The organism is Planotetraspora thailandica, from assembly GCF_016863335.1.
In the GTDB taxonomy this organism is placed as follows: Bacteria; Actinomycetota; Actinomycetes; order Streptosporangiales; family Streptosporangiaceae; genus Planotetraspora; species Planotetraspora thailandica.
The window spans coordinates 185,140-200,305 of sequence record NZ_BOOR01000017.1 but is presented as its reverse complement, the minus strand read 5'-3'; the positions used below and the strand labels follow the sequence as shown (position 1 = coordinate 200,305).

16 protein-coding genes are annotated in these 15,166 nt (G+C 69.5%); 7 read left to right on the top strand and 9 right to left on the bottom strand.

Annotated elements, in window-relative coordinates; genetic code table 11:
- The first annotated feature begins 180 nt into the window (after nt 1–180).
- The 3 genes from Pth03_RS14085 (at nt 181) to Pth03_RS14075 (ending at nt 2,736) form a co-directional block, all read left to right on the top strand.
- On the top strand, nt 181–1,164 hold the full coding sequence (locus tag Pth03_RS14085) for an RNA polymerase sigma-70 factor (protein WP_203944681.1): 984 nt from the start codon (nt 181–183) through the stop codon (nt 1,162–1,164).
- A 227-nt stretch (nt 1,165–1,391) separates the two neighbouring features.
- Complete coding sequence (locus Pth03_RS14080; protein WP_203944680.1) at nt 1,392–2,111, top strand: nuclear transport factor 2 family protein; 720 nt, start codon at nt 1,392–1,394, stop codon at nt 2,109–2,111.
- Between the two features lie 58 nt (nt 2,112–2,169).
- Complete coding sequence (locus tag Pth03_RS14075; RefSeq protein WP_203944679.1) at nt 2,170–2,736, top strand: Ohr family peroxiredoxin; 567 nt, start codon at nt 2,170–2,172, stop codon at nt 2,734–2,736.
- Between the two features lie 19 nt (nt 2,737–2,755).
- Here the strand turns inward: Pth03_RS14075 and Pth03_RS14070 are convergent, their stop codons facing one another.
- Together Pth03_RS14070 and Pth03_RS14065 are read right to left on the bottom strand one after the other, a co-directional pair.
- A complete protein-coding gene (locus Pth03_RS14070; RefSeq protein ID WP_203944678.1) occupies nt 2,756–3,493 on the bottom strand; it encodes an SDR family oxidoreductase in 738 nt (245 codons plus the stop codon).
- A gap of 151 nt (nt 3,494–3,644) precedes the next feature.
- Complete coding sequence (locus Pth03_RS14065; RefSeq protein ID WP_239119018.1) at nt 3,645–4,067, bottom strand: ester cyclase; 423 nt, start codon at nt 4,065–4,067, stop codon at nt 3,645–3,647.
- Between the two features lie 152 nt (nt 4,068–4,219).
- Between Pth03_RS14065 and Pth03_RS14060 the strand changes: the two genes are divergently transcribed.
- Nucleotides 4,220–4,777, top strand: coding sequence for an SbtR family transcriptional regulator (locus tag Pth03_RS14060; RefSeq protein ID WP_203944677.1), 558 nt, complete (start codon nt 4,220–4,222; stop codon nt 4,775–4,777).
- Between the two features lie 455 nt (nt 4,778–5,232).
- On the opposite strand, the gene Pth03_RS14055 is transcribed toward Pth03_RS14060, so the two are convergent.
- A complete protein-coding gene (locus Pth03_RS14055) occupies nt 5,233–6,642 on the bottom strand; it encodes an aldehyde dehydrogenase family protein (RefSeq protein ID WP_203944676.1) in 1,410 nt (469 codons plus the stop codon).
- A gap of 239 nt (nt 6,643–6,881) precedes the next feature.
- Here Pth03_RS14055 and Pth03_RS14050 point away from each other — a divergent pair, with 239 nt between their 5' ends.
- Nucleotides 6,882–7,625, top strand: a complete 744-nt coding sequence (locus Pth03_RS14050; RefSeq protein ID WP_203944675.1) for an IclR family transcriptional regulator — start codon at nt 6,882–6,884, stop codon at nt 7,623–7,625.
- A 148-nt stretch (nt 7,626–7,773) separates the two neighbouring features.
- On the opposite strand, the gene Pth03_RS14045 is transcribed toward Pth03_RS14050, so the two are convergent.
- A complete protein-coding gene (locus Pth03_RS14045) occupies nt 7,774–8,172 on the bottom strand; it encodes a VOC family protein (protein ID WP_203944674.1) in 399 nt (132 codons plus the stop codon).
- Nucleotides 8,173–8,264: 92 nt separating this feature from the next.
- Between Pth03_RS14045 and Pth03_RS14040 the strand changes: the two genes are divergently transcribed.
- Together Pth03_RS14040 and Pth03_RS14035 are read left to right on the top strand one after the other, a co-directional pair.
- Nucleotides 8,265–9,254: a helix-turn-helix transcriptional regulator gene (locus Pth03_RS14040; protein WP_203944673.1), complete on the top strand. Its 990-nt coding sequence runs from the start codon at nt 8,265–8,267 to the stop codon at nt 9,252–9,254.
- A gap of 13 nt (nt 9,255–9,267) precedes the next feature.
- Nucleotides 9,268–9,465, top strand: coding sequence for a hypothetical protein (locus tag Pth03_RS14035; RefSeq protein WP_203944672.1), 198 nt, complete (start codon nt 9,268–9,270; stop codon nt 9,463–9,465).
- 36 nt (nt 9,466–9,501) lie between these two features.
- Here Pth03_RS14035 and iolD read toward each other — a convergent pair whose 3' ends face one another.
- The 5 genes from iolD to Pth03_RS14010 are packed head-to-tail and all read right to left on the bottom strand — an operon-like array spanning nt 9,502 to nt 15,165.
- A complete protein-coding gene (gene iolD / locus Pth03_RS14030) occupies nt 9,502–11,448 on the bottom strand; it encodes a 3D-(3,5/4)-trihydroxycyclohexane-1,2-dione acylhydrolase (decyclizing) (RefSeq protein WP_203944671.1) in 1,947 nt (648 codons plus the stop codon).
- Entirely contained in the window at nt 11,445–12,368 is a 924-nt protein-coding gene (gene iolB, locus Pth03_RS14025; RefSeq protein WP_203944670.1) for a 5-deoxy-glucuronate isomerase, read from the bottom strand. Before iolB ends, iolD begins: the two co-directional genes overlap by 4 nt.
- The gene (locus Pth03_RS14020; protein WP_203944669.1) at nt 12,365–13,264 is read right to left on the bottom strand and encodes a class I fructose-bisphosphate aldolase; all 900 of its coding nucleotides are present in this window, start codon (nt 13,262–13,264) and stop codon (nt 12,365–12,367) included. The genes iolB and Pth03_RS14020 overlap by 4 nt, the downstream gene beginning before the upstream one ends.
- Entirely contained in the window at nt 13,261–14,223 is a 963-nt protein-coding gene (gene iolC, locus Pth03_RS14015) for a 5-dehydro-2-deoxygluconokinase (protein ID WP_203944668.1), read from the bottom strand. Before iolC ends, Pth03_RS14020 begins: the two co-directional genes overlap by 4 nt.
- A gap of 3 nt (nt 14,224–14,226) precedes the next feature.
- Complete coding sequence (locus tag Pth03_RS14010; RefSeq protein ID WP_203944667.1) at nt 14,227–15,165, bottom strand: sugar phosphate isomerase/epimerase family protein; 939 nt, start codon at nt 15,163–15,165, stop codon at nt 14,227–14,229.
- Between the last annotated feature and the right edge of the window lies 1 nt (nt 15,166).

Genomic DNA, 15,166 nt, shown 5'->3' with positions numbered 1-15,166 from the left:
GGCCGCTGTCATTTTCGACGCCGTCGCCCACGTGCAGGGCTGAACGGAGCTCGTCCTGCCGCTCTCGCCATCCGGCGGCGTCGCGGGGCGGTCTGAGTGCGGCTCCACGCGACCGGGGGACGGATCGCCGGCTGCGAATCGATGGGGAAGTTGACACCAATGCAGCGGAGTCGGGTAACCATGCATGCAGAATTCCTGGAGCAGGACAACGCACTCGAGCAGGCTGCCTCCGCCTTTGTCGAGCTGCGCCCGCGCTTGTTCGGCATCGCCTACCGGATGCTCGGCAGCGCGGCAGAGGCCGAGGACATCATTCAGGAAGTCTGGTTGCGCTGGCAGAACACCGACCGCGCGACCATCGAAAACCCCCCGGCCTTCCTGGCATTGATCACCACCCGGCTGGCCATCAACGTCGCTCAGTCCGCCCGGGTGCGCCGCGAAGCCTACATAGGGCCCTGGCTGCCCGAACCCATCGACACCAGCCTCGATCCCACAGTAGGAGCGGAACGAGGCGAAGCCCTCGAACTGGCCTTCCTGCTGTTACTCGAGAGGCTCAAGCCCACTGAGCGGGCCGCGTACGTCCTCCGCGAAGCCTTCGACTACCCCTATCCGCAGATCGCCGAAATCCTGCAGGTCAGCCCGGTCAATGTCCGCCAGCTCGTGAGCCGCGCCCGCAGACATCTGAACGCCGCACGACACGAGCCCGTCGACAAGACCGAACATCGACGCCTGCTGGCGACCTTCCTCGCCGCCGCCCAGACAGGGAACATCGCCGCCCTCGAATCTCTCTTCGCCGCCGACGTCGTCAGCACCTCCGACGGAGGCGGAGTCAGAGGGGCTGCGCGGTTTCCCTTGCTGGGCGCACGCGTGGCGAAATTCGTCGCCGCGTTCGCACCCCGGTTCTGGAGTGAGGCCGACTTCACCTGGGTCGAAGCGAACGGGCGCGCGGGCGTGCTCGTTCCCCGCGGCCGCACCGGTGTCACGCTTCTCACCATCGAGGCCTCGCCGCAAGGCATCCATCACCTGATGTGGATCGTCAACCCGGCCAAACTCGACGCGTTCGAACGGTCACGCTCGCGGGGGCGACACCATGTTGACAGCGGTCATGCCGCTCGGCTTCGCCAACCGCTCGATACCGGTGCCGATCCGCACCTCGGGGCTTCGTGATCCCTGAGCCGTCGCCTCATGATGATCCCGGTGACGTCCCCTCGGGATGTCACAACAGGACCCGCTGCCCGGTCTTAGCCTGCAACATTTGCGAGAACGGAGGACATCGTGCGGACGACCTCCTCAGCCGGCGGCGACGCCGGCCTGTCCACGGCAAGGAAAGAGGAAAGGCATTCCCGCTCCCACCGGGATTTTCCTGACCGCTCGGCCGGCGAGGGCGGCAGGCCATGACCGAGGCGGGCGCCAGGTCGCTGGCGGAGATGCTCGACGAACGGCAGCACCTGCTCGAGATCGCTTTGTGGATGTTCGGTTCGGCCGCTACGGCTGACCGGATCGTTCAAGAGACCTATCGCCGCTGGTACGCCCTCGGCGATGAGGAACGTGCCGGCATCGCGGTGCCGCGGGCCTGGCTGACAAGGATCGCTGGGGGAATCTGCCTGGAATTGCTTGCCACTCCTGCCACCTTCCGGCCTGCCGGCGCCGTACCGGAGCCGGACTCGGCCCCGGTGCCCATTGCCGACGTTGCGGTTCGTCACGGCGGCGCGGCGCCGCACTTCTCCGGTCAGCTCGGTTCCCGGAAGGCGATGCTCGATCGGCATGATCGTGTCGCACGGCAGTTCGCGGCAGCGTGCGACACGAGAGACGTGGCGGCACTGAAGGCGGTTCTGGCCGCCGACGCGCTGGTGGTGAGCGATGGCGGCGGCAAGCTGCGCGCCTCAGTGCGCCCGACCTACGGCGCGGACGCGGTTGCCCAGTTCATCGCGGCTCTGCTGATCGGTCCTCCCGGCACTCATGTGACCGTCGAGTCCGTCAACGGTCGTACGGGTCTGGTGCTGCGCCAGGCGGGCCAGGCTGTGGCAGTGGTCAGCGTGAGCGTCGCCGGGACCGAGGTCACCGCTGTATGGATCGTGCTGAATCCCGACAAGTTGCATCGCTGGCATCGCTGATGACCAACCCGCCCCTACCGCAGTCTCCTTGTCGCCCCGGCATGGAAGGGCCCAACCGGTGAACGACCCGATCCTGTATCCGGACCATGACGACAGCGGCGCCGCGTTCAAGCCGATCTACATCACACACGTCGCCGTCAGCGGCGGAAGCTCCGCCCACGGTCGGGCCATCGGCAGAGCGCGCTCCGCCGATGGAGCCCTCAACGTGGAACTGCGGATGCCCAAGGAACTGGGCGGCGACACCCTTGGCCCGAACCCCGAACAGCTCTTCGCCGCCGGATACGCCGCCTGCTTTCACAGCGTCCTCAGCCGGGTGGCCCGCCAGCATCTCCTCGACCCTGAGCCCATCCTCGTGGAGGTGACCGTCGCTTTCGGCCGTGGCCCCGACGACGGTGACTACCGGCTGCGGGCTGACCTCGTCGTGATCTGGCCCGGAGTCGGGCGCGAGTCGGCCACCCCGTTGCTCGCACAGGCGAGCGCTCTGTGCCCTTACGCGAAGATGACCCGCCAGGGCATCCCCGCCACGATCAGCCTCGCTGTAGACGATCAACCGTTCGTGGACGGCGCGGGCGAGTGGCGGGGACCAGGCAGGATGCCACCGGCCGGCCCTATGCAGACCTTCTAGGCGGTGCTGCGTGGCTGGTTCAGCGGGTTGCGAGCCAGTCGGCGTACCGGGTGGGGGCGATGACGGCGTCGGCCGGGGCGGTGAGGACGTCGCCCTTGACCGCGGCGAACAGGCCCGCGGTGTCGTCGATGACGATGGTGCGGGTGTCGCCCTTGGCCTTCAGAGTGATCCTGCCGAGCTCGTCGAGGGCGAAGACCTCGGGCCCGGCGATGTTGCGGATGCCATTCAGCGGTGCGCCGGCGGCGACCTCCGAGACCGCGGCGGCGACGTCGGCGGCCGCGATCGGCTGGATCGGGGTGTGGGGCAGGCGGACGGTCTTCTCGTCGGAGGTCCAGGACATGGTCGGTTCGACGAACTCCATGAACTGGGTGGCGCGGACGATCGAGAACGGGACCTTTCCCGCCCGCAGCAGGTCCTCCTGAAGCGCCTTCGCCCGGTAGTAGACGAGGTCGGGCACCTGGTCGACGCCGACGATGGACAGGATGACGAAGTGCCCGACGCCGGCCTTCGCGCTCGCGGCGAGGAGGTTGTCCATCGAGGTCTGGAAGAAGGCGGGGGAGGCATCGTCGAACGTCGGGGAGTTGGTCAGGTTGACGACGACGTCCGCGCCCGCGACCGCGTCGTCGACGCCCTCGCCAGTGATGACGTTCACGCCTGTGGAGAGCGCATGTGGCACAGCCTCGTGCCCGGCCGCCGTGAGGTTCTTCACGACCTGCGAGCCGATCAGGCCGGTACCGCCGATAACTGCGATCTTCATGACAAACCTTCCTGTCGCCGGCGCACCCGTTGCCAACCGGTCGCCAGCTAAGACAGGACAGCCTCCCGGCTTGTGACAGCCTTTGTGCAACTTATTCGGCGATGACGGCGAACCAGGTCGGGGGCACGTTGTGATTGCCGAACCGGTCAGCTCACCCGGCGGTTAAATCCTCGGGGCTGGCTGAGGACGGGAATCCCGTGCTGGCTCCCCACATCTCCGCGAACCGGCCGTCGTCGATGCGGAAGATCTCGAACAGCATGGGCTGCGCGTCGCCGTCCGGAGCCGCGATCCCCTCGACGGTCGAGCGGACGGCGGCCTTGTCGCCGTCAACCAGGATGTCCTGGGCGATGACACGCATGCCGGGAAACCGGGCAACGAGCGTGCGCCAGGCGTCCTTGCCCGCCTCGAACCCTGTGGTGCCGAGCGGATGGCTGAAGAAGCCGGGGGTGTGCAGGTCTGCGGCCTGGTCGAATTGCCGGCTGTTGAAGCACTCCTGCATCCGCTGCACCAGGGCGCTCGCGTCCTCGCGTGTGGTCATCGGCGTGGTCTCCTCGTGGCTGACGAATCGGATCATGATGAGCAGCGCGGCCTCTAACCGGGGCGTCGCCCCGGTTATGGTCAAAGTATACGGTGCGGCGCACCGCTTATGCTGATACCGACATGTCCAGCCAGCCACCTCAGCCGGCCCCAGCGAATCCGCCGCCAGCTCACGGGAGCGACAGGGAGTTGCGGGCCGACGCACGCCGCAATCGCGAGCGGATCCTGCGGACCGCACAGCAGGTGTTCGCAACGGAGGGTCTTGGCGTCTCGCTTGATGAGATCGCTCGCCGCGCGGGCGTTGGCCCCGGCACCGTCCACCGGCACTTCCCGGCAAAGGAAGCGCTGTATCTCGCCGTCGCGACCGACCAGCTTTGGCAACTGGTGGCGGAAGCAGAAGCACTTGCCGCGACCAGCGATCCCGCAGCCCTCTTCACGCTGCTGTCGGCGATGATGGCCAGCGGCGCCGAGAACGTAGCGGTGAAGAGCGCGCTAGCGGCAGCCGAGTTCGACTTGCGCACCGCCGCCCCGGATGTCGCGGCAGGTCTCACGCGCCATGTCGCAGACCTGCTGGATCGCGCGCACGCAGCCGGCGCCGTGCGCTCCGACCTCGCCGTCGACGAGGTAATGGCACTGGTCGCCGGCGCCTTCGCCGCGATTCGCCACGCCGGCGCAGAAACCAGCCGTACGCGCTCTGCGCACATCCACCGGCTCATCCTCGATGGGCTCCGCCCCCAGCCCCGGTAAGCAACGCACGCTCCAAGACACCGAAGGATCCACGATCCTGCGGACGACAACCGGACACTTGGCGCCCAGGTTCACGCTCTGCCTTATTGGCGGATCTCCATGTCCGTCACGAGGCCGTCAAGGAAGCGGTATATGTGTGTGACCTGGCCGTCCATGATGACTGTGCCGTCCTTGTCGCGGACGACTTGGTGCACCGTGACGGCGACGCGGCCGTCGCTCTCGCTCCTGAAGCCGGTGGGTACGACGGTCGGTTCAATGTGGGCCCACTGGCGTGTCCAGTATTCGCGTACTTCATCGTGTTCCCGGACGGTGCCGCCCTACCAGCCGTTCGGCCACACGACATCGACCGCGAGCGCTGCGAGCAGCGCTGACATGTCGCGCCTGTTGAAGGCCTCATAGAGACCCGTGAGTTGATGTGTCCAAGTCGCCGATCAGAAACCAGGATTTTTTCGCCGTCAAAGGCGGATCGAGACGAACTTGGTCTGGGTGTAGTGGTGGAGCGCCTCGGCGCCCTTCTCGCGGCCGACGCCGCTCTGCTTGTAGCCCCCGAACGGGCCCTCGACGAGTCCGTGTTGCCACTCGTTGACGTAGACCTGGCCCGCCTCGAGCCGCGCCGCGACGCGGTGCGCCCGTGACAGATCCCTGGTCCACAGTCCCGCGGACAGGCCGTACGGTGTGTCGTTGGCGATGGCCACCGCCTCGTCTTCGTCGGCGAAGCGGATGACCGACAGCACGGGACCGAAGATCTCCTCCCGTGCGATGCGCATGTCATTGGTCACCTCGGTGAAGACCGTCGGAGCGATGTACCACCCAGGCCGGTCGAGCACGGTTCCGCCGGTCGTCAACTTCGCACCCTCCTCCTCGGCGATCCGCAAGTAGGACTGAACCTTCGCGAACTGCGCCTCGGTGGTGATCGATCCGTAGGCCACTCCGGGTTCAACCGTCGCGAGACCGGCGACCAGCGCATTGACGACCTGGTCGTGCACGTCCTCATGGACCAGGAGGCGGGTACCCGCGCTGCAGATCTGGCCCGCGTTGGCAAGGAACGCGGGAATCGAGCCGCGGACGGCGGCGGCCAGGTCGGCGTCGGCGAAGATGATGTTAGGGCCCTTACCGCCGAGTTCCAGGGTGACCGGGATGATGCGTTCCGCGGCGACTCGTCCGATGGCGCGACCAGCCGTGACGGATCCGGTGAAGGCCACCTTGCGGACATCGGGGTGCTCGACCAGAGGGGCGCCGACCGATTCCGCGTCGCCGGTGAGGACGTTGAGCACGCCGTCGGGAAGGCCTGCTTGCGTGGCGATCCGGGCCAGTTCGAGCGTGGTGGCGGAGGTGAACTCCGACGGCTTGGCGACGACGGTGTTGCCCACCGCAAGCGCAGGGGCGATGCCACGGCAGGCCTGGTTCAGCGGTGCGTTCCACGGCGTGATGATCGCGACGACACCGAACGGCTCCCGCACGGTGTAGGCGTGCATGCCGGGGCCGAGGTCGATCACCTCGCCGTCGGGATGATTGACCAGGCCGGCGTAGAACTCGAAATAGGTGGCGGCGGCCTCGATCTCCAAAGGTGCCAGCCCGGGCGGCTTGCCGGCCTGCGCGGCCTCAAGGGCGGCGAGGTATGCGCTTTCGGCGCGTAGGCGGGCGGCGATCGCGGCGAGGACCCGCCCGCGCTCAATCGGCTTGCGAGCACGCCAGCCGTCCCACGCCGCCTTGGCGGCGGCCACCGCTGTGTCGACGTCATCGCGCGAACCGGCCGGGGTCTCGCAAACTACGTCCGGGCGTCCTGGCTCGCGACAGATCAGGTACTCACCGGACGCCGGCTCGACCTCCGCCCCTCCGATCCACTGCCCATAGCGCTTCGTCATCGGTCTCCCCAGGTCTGATCGCGTTTTCTGCCGACGGCTTCCATAAGTCGGATATGTCCGTCTTCATCCCGTGGTCCGGCATACTATGCCACTGTATGGCATGCACGACGAGTGGCTGGGTGGCTTCCCACCTCGGCACCTGCCAGGGCGCTACCGATCGCGCCCGAGGAACATGCCGCATTGCGGCATGGCAAGCTAAGGCGCGGTCCGGAGCCGCCCATACGGGATCGGAGGTCCCAATGCAGAGCGTCCTGCGCAGCTTTCGGGTGCTGGAGGCTGTGGCTGAGCAGCAGCCGGTCGGCGTCGCCGAACTCGCCCGGTCGCTGCGATTGCCGACCTCCTCGGTGCAGCGCATCTTGGTGACACTGCGGGAGGCCGGGTGGATCGCGCCGACCGAGGATGTCCAGACCCGGTGGATGCTGACCAGCCGAGCCTTGGCCGTGGGCCGAAAGTCGGTCCACGGACGCAGCTTGACCGACGCCGCCGCAGTTCCGATGCGTCAACTGCGCGATGCCACGCAGGAAACCGTCCACCTCTCGGTCCCCGACCGTACGGAGCGCATGGTCATCATCGACCGGGTCGAAAGTGAGCAGGCGGTTCAGACCTATGTGCCCGTGGGGCAGAGTTCGCCGATCCACGCCACCGCATCCGGTCGTAGCGTGCTCGCGGCGCTTCCCGACGCGGTGCTGGAGGAGGTCATTGCCCGCGGCCTGGTCCCGATGACCGATCGGGCACTCGCCGATCCGGACCGGCTGCGTGAGAAGGTCGCCGAAGTACGCGCGGACGGGTACGCGGTGGTGATTGAGGAGAACCGGCGGCATATCTGGGCCATCGCCGCAGCCGTACTGGACACCAGGCGGCGACCGGTCGCAGCGGTCGCGGTCTCGGTCCCCACTCTGCGCCACGACGAGCAACTCCACATCCGGTGGGGTCGCCTGGTGGCCGAGACCGCCGCGGAGATCGGCGCCGCCCTGCGCCACTGAGCCCGGCCGCGATCAGGCGCGGGAGCAGCCGCTCTCCGTACTCGGCCTCGGCGGTGCGGGCCGGGCTGGTGGCGCTCCTGGACTCGGGGACGCGTTCATCGGGAGCCCTGGGATCTCAGGGCTCCCGCGTGAGCGGCTGTGCGTGGCGTCAGCGTGCGAACTTTTCGATGGCTGCAGGGGTGACGGGGGTGAAGAAGTTGACGAGGTTGCCGTCGGGGTCGCGGAACAGCAGCGACCGGTTGCCCCAGGGCATCGTGGTGGGCTCGGTGACGAAGTCGGTGACGAAGCCGGTCAGGTTCTGGTGAATGCGGTCCACGTCGTCGACGAGGAACTCGGTGATCACGCTCTGGTTGTCCGCTGGACGGGCAGAGCCCGGGGCGAACAGCGGGACGGTGCGGGTGCCGGCGATGGCGAGGGTGGCGTTGGGGGTCTTGAGTTCGGCGAAGTCCTCGGTGGCCCACATCGCCTGCACCCCTGTGGCTCGCTCGTAGAACTCGACGAGGCGTGCGACGTCGCTGGTGATGATGCGGATCGAGACGAAGTCCATGGTGATCTCCTTGGCAGATGGAATCGCTGCACGTCGCAGACTAGGAGAAATAGTGGACAGAATCGGTCCTGTATTCACCTTAGGCTGTGCACATGCCTCGACCCACCGGCCGCGTGCTGACACTCCTGGAGTTGCTGCAGTCGGGCGGCACTCGGACGGTGGCCGAACTCGCCGACCGGCTCGGCGTTGATGGGCGCACCGTGCGGCGGTATGTGGACCAACTGATCGACCTTGACGTGCCCGTGGAGTCGGTGCGCGGCCGCTACGGCGGGTACCGGCTCGCCCCCGGGTACCGTTTGCCTCCGCTCATGCTCAGCGACGACGAGGCGCTGGCCGTGATGCTCGGCCTGGTCGTCGGCCGCCGAGCAGGGGTGATGACGGCAGGTCACACCGCGAGCGAGACGGCCTCGGCCAAGATCCGGCGGGTGCTGCCCAAGCACATCGCCCGCCGGCTCGACACGCTCCTGGAATCTCTCGCCTTCACGGATCAGCCCGGCGAGTTCGCCACCCCTGAGGCCGGGGTCCTGCTCGCCATCGCCGATGCGGTACGCCACCGCCGACCGGTCTCGATCAGATACACCGACCGCGACGGCCGGCGCAGCGAACGCACGCTGCACGCGTACGGGATCGTCGCCCATTCGGGCCGGTGGTACGTCACGGGCAAGGACCCCGAGATCGGCGAGGACCGAACCTTCCGGCTCGAGCGCATCGCAGACGCGAGGACCCTGCCCGGCTCATTCGAGGCGCCCGTGGGTTTCGATCCGGCACAGCGCGTGTTGTCAGGGTTCGCCACGGCTGAGTACCGGCACGAGGTGACCTTGCGGATCCACGGGACAGTTGAGCAGATCCGCGCCCACCTTCCCGCCAGCGTCGCGAGCCTGGAGGAACACGCGCCCACGGCAGACAAGGACCGGGCGGCCGAGCGCTGGCTGCGCGTCGAGCTACGGGCGGAGCGGCTCGACTGGTTGCCTCCGCTACTCGCCTCACTCGACCGGCCGTTCGTCATCGAGCGCCCCGATGAACTGCGCGACCTCGTCATCGCGCTCACCCAACGCCTCGCGTCCTACGCCCGCCAAGCCTGACAGCGAGGAACCATTGCTTGCTGACCTTGTGATCCTGCTTGATATTTCAGTTGGTGATCTTGCCGCTATCGCGGATACAGATTTGACTGAGCGGTCAGTGGCAAAGGGATTGGAGGTCGCGGGACTGATTTGGGATGCCCGCCGCCTCACGGCCGACCAATTGCAGAAGATCTGTGAGGAAGCGGAGCGCATGACGGCCCGGCAAAGCTGAGCAGAAGTCGGCGGGGGCGGGGGCGCTCGAAGCGGCTTATCGGTCGGTCCTCTCCGTCGGCGCCAGGTAGGGGCGTTGGGTGGCCTTGTGCGCCGTGTACGCGTCGTGGGCCCGCTGCGTGGTGTCGAGGTCGCTGACCTGGCTGACCGGGACGTCCCACCAGGACTCGCTGTCCGGCGCGTGGATGGTGGGGTCGGTCTCGACGTGGATGACGACGGGACCGCCGTCCGCGGGCGCGGCCTTGGCGTTCTTGATCGCCTGCTCGAGTTCGGCCCGGCTGTGCACCTCGAAGACGGTCGCGCCGAGGCTGCGGGCGTTGGCGGCGAGATCTATCGGCAGCCTCTCCCCGTCCAGGCGGCCGGTGGCCTCGTTGCGGTAGCGGTACCGGGTGCCGAACCGCTGCGAACCGAGCGACTCCGACAGCGAGCCGATGGAGTGGAAGCCGTGGTTCTGCACCAGCACAACGATGATCTTGACCCGTTCCTGGACCGCGGTGACCAGCTCGGTCGGCATCATCAGGTAGGAGCCGTCGCCCACCATGACGAACACGTCCCTGTCCGGGTCGGCCAGCCGTACGCCGATGCCGCCGGGGATCTCGTAGCCCATGCAGGAGAATCCGTACTCGACGTGGTAGGCCTTGCGGTCCCGGACCCGCCAGAGCTTGTGCAGGTCGCCCGGCATGGAGCCGGCCGCGCACACCACCACGTCCCGGGGGTCGGACAGCTCGTTGACGCAGCCGAGCACGGTGCTCTGGGTGAGCACGCCGTCGGCGAGCGCGTCGGTGACCTCGGCCGGCGGGTTGTGGGCCGCCTCCACCCGCGCGTCCCAGTCGCGCCAGAGCTCGGCCTGGCGGCCCCGGTGGGCCTGGTCCACCGCGTGCCCGTCGAGGGCGGCGGCCAGCGCGGTGAGCGCCTCCCGCGCGTCGGCGACGACCGAGAGCCCGGCGAGCTTGCCGGCGTCGAATCGGGCGACGTTGATGTTGACGAAGCGGACGTCCGGGTTCTGGAAGGCGGTGTGCGAGGCGGTGGTGAAGTCGCTGTAGCGGGTGCCGACGCCGATGACGAGGTCGGCCTCCCCGGCGAGGGCGTTGGCGGCGGTCGTGCCCGTCGAGCCGACCGCGCCCATCGCCTGCGGGTGGGCGTGCGGCAGCGCGCCCTTGCCCGCCTGGGTCTCGCCGACCGGGATGCCGGTCGCCTCGCAGAACGCCTGCAGCGCGTCCTCCGCGCCGGAGTAGTGGACCCCGCCGCCCGCCACGACGATCGGCCTGCGCGCTGCCCGGATGAGCGCGGCCGCCTCCTCGATGTCGACGGCCTCGGGGAGGGGCCTGGCGACCCGCCAGACCCGCTCGGCGAACAGCTCCACGGGCCAGTCGAACGCCTCGGCCTGCACGTCCTGCGGCAGCGCGATGGTCACCGCGCCGGTCTCCACCGGGTCGGTGAGCACCCGCATGGCGCCGAGCAGCGCCGTGGGCAGTTGCTCCGGCCGGTTGACCCGGTCGAAGAAGCGTGACAGCGGACGGAAGGCGTCGTTGACGGTGACGTCCGCGGCGTACGGCGCTTCGAGCTCCTGCAGCACGGGTCCGGCCACCCGCGTCGCGAACGTGCCCGAGGGCAGGAGCAGCACAGGGAGCCGGTTGACGGTGGCGAGCGCGGCACCGGTGAGCATGTTGGTCGAACCGGGGCCGACGGACGCGGTGCAGGCCCACGTCTGCAGGCGGTCCTTCTGCCGTGCGTAGGCCACCGCGGTGTGGACCATCGCCTGCTCGTTGCGGGCCAGCACGTACGGCAGGCGCTCCTCGCCGCCGGCGAGCTCGTTCTGCAGCAGCGCCTGGCCGACCCCGGCGACGTTGCCGTGACCGAAGATCCCGAGGCACCCGGCGAACAACCTCTGGCGCCGCCCGTCGCGCTCGCTCCACTGGTTGGCCAGGAACCGGACGACGGCCTGGCCCACGGTGAGGCGCACCGTCTCTGCGGTCGCGGTCATCGAACTCCTCCGATCGGAAGCCTGGGATCGACGTCCTGCTGGGCCCACGACTCCCGTACCCATCCGTGCGCGGGGTCGTCGCAGATCAGCCAGGCCCGTGTCGCGCCGGGGCCGGCCATCACGTTGAGGTAGTAGAGGTCGTATCCCGGAGGCGCCATCGCCGGGCCGTGCCACCCGTGCGGCACGAGCACGACGTCGCCGGTGCGGACCTCGGCGAGCACGTCGATGGGGCGCGCGTCCGTGCCGTAGACCCGCTGGTAGCCGACGGGGTCGGCGCCCTGGGCCGGTCCGCCGGACTCGGTCCCGACCTCGAAGTAGTAGATCTCCTCGAGTTCGGTCTCCAGGCCCTCGCGCTCCTCGTCGTGCTTGTGCGGGGGATAGGAGCTCCAGTTGCCGGCCGGGGTGACGACCTCGCACACGATGATCGAGTCGGCGTCGAGCACCTGCGGGACGCCGAAGTTGCGCACCTCGCGCGAAGCCGTACCGGCTCCCCGCAGCTCGACGGGGACGTCGGCGACGGCCACGTGCCGGAACGGCGGCGGCGTCTCCCGCTTGGTCGCCTTCGCGCCGCAAAGGGCGACCCTCACCTGGTCGGCGCCGGGGTTGCGCAGGGTGAGGCGCGCGCCGCGCGGTACGTAGGCGACGTCGGTCGGACCGGCGAAGACGCTCTCCCGCCCGCAGAGCCGGGCCTCGTGGTGCTCACCCGCGTGGTCGACGGCCGTGACCTCGAGGCCTCCCTGCAGTGGCACGACGAGGACCTCGTCGTCGCCGGTGTCCACGGTCAGCGCCCCGCCCGGGTCGAGCGTGGCGACCCGCAGGCTCGTGTGCGTCCAGCCGTCGAGGGCGTCGTCGATCGACACCTCGAACTCGCCCGAGGCGGCCGTCCCGAAGGGGTGGACCCAGCGTTCGTTGTCGCTCATCGCCTGGGCCCGTGCACCAGACCCGCGGCGATGTCGACCGCCGCGGCCACGTCGCCGTCCGGGGGGAACAGCAGCGCCCGCCCCACGACCAGTCCGCGTACGGCGGGCAGGTCCAGAGCCCGGCCCCACGCGGCATAGGTCTCGTCGGGGTGCCCGCTCGGATCTCCGCCGAGCAGGAGGGTCGGCAGCGTGGTCGCGTCCATGACCCGTTCCAGCTCGTCGACGACCGGCAGTTTCAGCCAGGTGTGCCGGCTCGTCGCGCCGAGCCCCGCCGCGATGTGGATCGACGTGATGGTCGAGTCGGGGTCGAGCAGGTTCCGCACGCGGCCGTCCTGGCGGACCGACAGGAAGGGCTCGACCATCGCCATCATCCCGTGCTCGGCCAGCTCGGTCACCGCGCGGGCGCTCGCCTCGAGCGTGGCCACGGTGCCGGGGTCGTCGTAGCAGATCCGGGTCAGCATCTTGCCGCCGTCCAGGCCTCTCGCGGCGATCTCCTGCGCCGTGTAGGCCGTGAACCGGTCGTCGAGCTCGAAGACCGAGCCCTGCAGACCGCCCCGGTTCATCGAACCGATGGCGACCTTGCCCTCCAGCGCACCCATGAGCAGCAGGTCGTCGAGCACGTCCGGCGTGCCGAGCACGCCGTCGACGCCCGGGCGGGACAGCGCCGTCGCGAGGCGCTCCAGCAGGTTGCTGCGCGAGGCCATGGCCCCCCGGTCGTCGCGGACGCCGAGCGCGCCACGGGCGGGATGGTCCGCGGCCACGATGAGCAGCCGGCCGTCCTCGCCGACGAGCTCGCGGCGTGCTCTGGCGGCCCACCCTTCGATGATCCGCCCGGGCTCGCGCACCCGGATCTCGGTCAGCTCGGCGATGCCCGCACGGCTCGAGGTCGTGGTCATCGTCCCCCCTCCTGAACTCGGCCGGCGAGGGCGGCCTCGACCTCGGCCTCGGTAGGCATTGCACTGGAGCACTCGAGTCTCGAGGCGACGATCGCGCCGGCCACGTTGGCGAACCACACCACCCGGCGCAGGTCCCACCCGCCGAGCAGCCCGTGGACCAGCGCGCCCCCGAAGGCGTCGCCGGCGCCGAGGCCGTTGACCACCTCCACGGGGAACGGCGGCACCTCGACGCGTTCGTCGGCGGTCGCGGCGAGCACTCCCTTGGGTCCCTGCTTGATGATCGCGAGCTCCACTCCGCGTTCGAGCAGGGCGTCGGCCGCGCGCTGCGGCTCGCTCTCGCCCACGGCGACCTCGCACTCCTCACGGTTGCCCACGGCCACGGTGACGTGGTCGAGGGCCTCGCCCACCTGTACGGCGGCCTCCTCGGCGTTCTGCCAGAACATGGGCCGGTAGTCGAGGTCGAGGACGGTGTGCGGCCGCCGCCCGCGCGCCTCCCAGGCGGCGAAGTGCGCGGCGCGCGACGGCTGCTGCGACAGTCCGGTGACGGTGGCCCAGAAGACCGAGGCCTCGCGGATCGCGCCCAGGGGGAGCTCCGCCGCCTCGATCATCAGGTCGGGGGCCGTCGGGTAGCGGTAGAAGTACAGCGGGAAGTGGTCCGGCGGGAAGATCTCGCAGAAGGTCACCGGTGTGGGCGGGCCGTCGACCTCGGCGACGAACGCGTCGTCGACGCCGAAGTCACGCAGCGCCCGGTGGACGTACCGGCCGAACGGGTCCCGGCCGGTCCGCGTGATGATCGCCGCTCTGCGCCCGTAGCGCGCCGCGGCCACGGTGACGTTGGTCGCACTCCCTCCGAGGAACTTCCCGAAGGTCTCCACGTCCTCGAGGCCCACGCCGGAGTCGAGGGGGTAGATGTCCACCCCGACGCGGCCCATGGCCACCAGGTCGTATGCCGCTGTCATCCGTTATGCCTCCGGAGCGTTCGGGCCGCCGGCCACGGCGAGCAGGTGCGCGATGCTCGCCCGCACGTCCGCCACCGGGCCCGGTCCCTCGACGGCCGGCGCGCCGGCGAGGATGGCGTCCTGCTCGAGGACGTACCACCCTGCATACCCACTGCCTTCGAGCGCGGCCACGATGGCCCGGATGTCGACGTCGCCCTCGCCGAGCGGGACGTACATGCCGCCGGCCACCGCCTCGGTGTAGGTCACGTCGCCGGACTGCACACGCTTGGCCCAGTCGAGCCGCACGTCCTTGAGGTGGGTGTGCACGATCCGCTCAGGATTCCGTACGGCCATGGCGACCGGGTCGCCCCCGCCGATGAGGAGATGTCCGGTGTCGAGGCACATGCCGATGCGGCTGCCGGCGAGCACCCGCTCCGCCTCCTCGCCGCTCTCGACCATCGTGCCGACGTGCGGGTGCAGCGTGGCCACCAGGCCGTGGGCCGCCGCGGCGTCGGTGATCCGGTCGAGGTTGCCCAGCAGGGCCGACCATCCCGAGTCGTCGAGGACCGGGCGCTCGTCGTAGCCGTCCTGGCCGGTGGCGGCCGCGATGACGACGGTGGAGGCCTGGGCGGCTACCAGGCCCTCGATGGCGCGCTCGACGTCGGACAGGGGGTCGTGACCCGGATCGTGCAGGACCACGGGGACGAACTGCCCCACGGCCTTCAGCCCGTACCCGGCCAGCGTGGCCGCCTTGGCCTGAGGGTCGTCGGGGAGGAAGCCGTCGGGCCCGAACTCGGTGGCGGTCAGGCCGAGCTCGCGCATCTGGCGGAGCACGGTGTCCGGCTCGAGCTGGTAGCCCCATCCGGGGACCTCGCTGACGCCCCAGGAGATGGGCGCACCCGCGATTCGGCCGGCCACGGGACGGCGGTACGAGGGGGTGTCGGCGGTGTTCACAGCGGTCATG

Bases quoted from the DNA above. Each gene is read 5' to 3' on its own strand.
- Pth03_RS14085 (WP_203944681.1), top strand. From the start codon at position 181: ATGCATGCAGAATTCCTGGAGCAGGACAACGCACTCGAGCAGGCTGCC.
- Pth03_RS14080 (WP_203944680.1), top strand. From the start codon at position 1,392: ATGACCGAGGCGGGCGCCAGGTCGCTGGCGGAGATGCTCGACGAACGG.
- Pth03_RS14070 (WP_203944678.1), bottom strand. From the start codon at position 3,493: ATGAAGATCGCAGTTATCGGCGGTACCGGCCTGATCGGCTCGCAGGTC.
- Pth03_RS14065 (WP_239119018.1), bottom strand. From the start codon at position 4,067: ATGATCCGATTCGTCAGCCACGAGGAGACCACGCCGATGACCACACGC.
- Pth03_RS14055 (WP_203944676.1), bottom strand. From the start codon at position 6,642: ATGACGAAGCGCTATGGGCAGTGGATCGGAGGGGCGGAGGTCGAGCCG.
- Pth03_RS14050 (WP_203944675.1), top strand. From the start codon at position 6,882: ATGCAGAGCGTCCTGCGCAGCTTTCGGGTGCTGGAGGCTGTGGCTGAG.
- Pth03_RS14045 (WP_203944674.1), bottom strand. From the start codon at position 8,172: ATGGACTTCGTCTCGATCCGCATCATCACCAGCGACGTCGCACGCCTC.
- Pth03_RS14040 (WP_203944673.1), top strand. From the start codon at position 8,265: ATGCCTCGACCCACCGGCCGCGTGCTGACACTCCTGGAGTTGCTGCAG.
- iolD (WP_203944671.1), bottom strand. From the start codon at position 11,448: ATGACCGCGACCGCAGAGACGGTGCGCCTCACCGTGGGCCAGGCCGTC.
- iolB (WP_203944670.1), bottom strand. From the start codon at position 12,368: ATGAGCGACAACGAACGCTGGGTCCACCCCTTCGGGACGGCCGCCTCG.
- Pth03_RS14020 (WP_203944669.1), bottom strand. From the start codon at position 13,264: ATGACCACGACCTCGAGCCGTGCGGGCATCGCCGAGCTGACCGAGATC.
- iolC (WP_203944668.1), bottom strand. From the start codon at position 14,223: ATGACAGCGGCATACGACCTGGTGGCCATGGGCCGCGTCGGGGTGGAC.
- Pth03_RS14010 (WP_203944667.1), bottom strand. From the start codon at position 15,165: ATGACCGCTGTGAACACCGCCGACACCCCCTCGTACCGCCGTCCCGTG.